A 2,012-nucleotide genomic window follows, 5' to 3' on the forward strand; every position below is an offset into this window, starting at 1 on the left:
GGATGCTCGGCCAACGGGCACGTCCGGTTCGGCGGGCGGGGACGGGAAAACCGGCACTGGAAACAGTGCACGGCGTCTCGTCCCCGACCCAACACCTCAACCTGAACCGCAAGGGCGCCAAGCTGCTGTTCCAGATCTTCACCGAACGCGAGGAACGCAAAGCCACGGCGGTCGCGACGAACTCCCCGTTCACCGAGTGGGACAAGACCTTCGGCGACGCCCGCCTCTGCGCGGCCATCGCCGACCGGATCACCTTCCACTGCACCCTCATCCAGACCGGCACAGACTCCTACCGCTACCAGGCCACCGAGAGTGAACGCCGCGCCAAGACTCACGGATGAACAGCCACGGCGCCCGCACGCAGAGATCCGTCCGTGCCCGGGACATCATCGTCACTGAGGGACCGGCCGCGGCACGGATCGTGGTCACGGTCGCCGCCGCCTGGCAGACGGCCCTGTGGCTGGGAGCGGACCAGCCACCCGTCTACGCCGCGATCGTCCCGCTCGTGGCCCTGCGCGGCGACCCCATGACTGCCCTGGCCACCTCTCTCCAGCGCGTGCTGGGCGTCGTCGCGGGCGTCCTGATCGGGATCGGTGTTCTGAACGTCCTGCACCCCTCTACCGCAGCGCTCGCTCTGGTCGTGGCCCTGGGCCTGGCTGCCGGAATGGTCCTGCGGGCCGGCAGCTCTCTGAACGCCCAGGTCCCGGCGTCCTCCCTGCTGGTCTTCGCCAGTACCTCCCCCGACGCCTACGCCCTGCACCGCCTCTGGGAGACCGGAGCAGGAGCGGCCGTGACAATCCTGCTCGCGCCGCTGCTGTGGCCCCCCGATCCCCGCCATACCCTTGCCACTCTCGCCGCGGACTCCCGCACTCGCCTCATCCAGGCCCTCACCAGTACTACCGCGGTCCTCGGCACCGATGCCGACGTGGCCCGTGACAACCTGGCTGCCGTCACCAGTGATATCGAAGCGATCCGCGGTCATGCCGTCCGGGCCCGCGAGGCTGAACGCGCCATGCGCTTCAACCCGTTGCGCCGCCGGCACCGCAACACAGTCACACGCCTGGCCCGCGCCATCGCCACCGCTGACCGGCTCACCCCGCACCTGACGGTCCTGGCCACAGAGACCGCCGCGTTCACCGGCAGGGACGACCTCGTCCCGGTCCTCAATGACGCCCGCCGGCACCTGCCCGGACTTGCCGCATCTACCGCCGAAGCGATCACGGACACCCTGGAGGAGGTAAACCCGCGCCAGGCGCAGACCACGGCCCGTGAAACCCTCGCAGCTTACGCCCGCGCCGACAGCCGCCCCGGCGCCACGGCCCTGCGCAGGCCCTTCCAGCGCATCCTCGATGACCTTGAGCAACACCTCGCGCCATGAACCCGAGGCTCTGCCTCGCATGCAACCGGGCCCCGGCCACGACTTGTCAGGGAGGTGGCTTCCGGGACCCGCAGCCACACGCTAACGACATTCCCCGACAAGCCCCCCAGACACTCCGCCCCGGCCGGAAGCCCACCCGATCAGTGGCTCCCGATCCCACCGAAAAATTCGAAGCACAGTCCGGTACATCCCCGCCACGAACAGCCCAACCCCGGCGCCCCTTCCCGCCGAAGACGTGGCCCCCATTTGACCCGGTGAAATCAGTTTTCAGGTGTCCCGGTGCCCAGGCCCAAGTGGACTGGGGCGACGAGGGCAAGATCGTTGCCCGCATGGGGATCCCGAAGGAAAGCCAGGATCTGCAGACGTTCTTCGACTGCCACCGCCGCGCGTTCGCGCACTTCGGCGGCGTCCCGATGATGATCGTCTACGACCGGGCCAAGACCGTCGTGCGACGCCACGTCGCCCCGGGTGAGGCGGTTCCGCTGTACCCGGAAGCGGTCGGGTTCGCCGGCCACTACGACTTCGACATCGACGTCCTGCTTGGGTTCTAACGCTTGTCGCAACACTCCTTGATCATGATGGGTGTGTTGATGGCGAGGCGGGGACGTAAGCGCAGGCTCGGTGTCGAGGCGGA

Annotated in this window: 3 protein-coding genes; all 3 read left to right on the forward strand. The window is 68.5% G+C overall.

Translation table 11 applies throughout. From position 1 onward, the window contains the following. Positions 1-341: ATP-binding protein (locus tag AC07DW_RS34200; protein WP_478861488.1), on the forward strand; the 341-nt coding region annotated here is incomplete at its 5' end. Next, positions 338-1,378 (forward strand): FUSC family protein, encoded by a 1,041-nt coding sequence (locus tag AC07DW_RS34205; RefSeq protein ID WP_478861489.1) that lies wholly within the window; start codon positions 338-340, stop codon positions 1,376-1,378. The genes AC07DW_RS34200 and AC07DW_RS34205, both read left to right, overlap by 4 nt. A 329-nt stretch (positions 1,379-1,707) precedes the next feature. After that, positions 1,708-1,929: a hypothetical protein gene (locus AC07DW_RS34210; protein WP_478861490.1), complete on the forward strand. Its 222-nt coding sequence runs from the start codon at positions 1,708-1,710 to the stop codon at positions 1,927-1,929. Positions 1,930-2,012 lie beyond the last annotated feature (83 nt).

This window comes from Streptomyces sp. NPDC045701, from assembly GCF_056432045.1.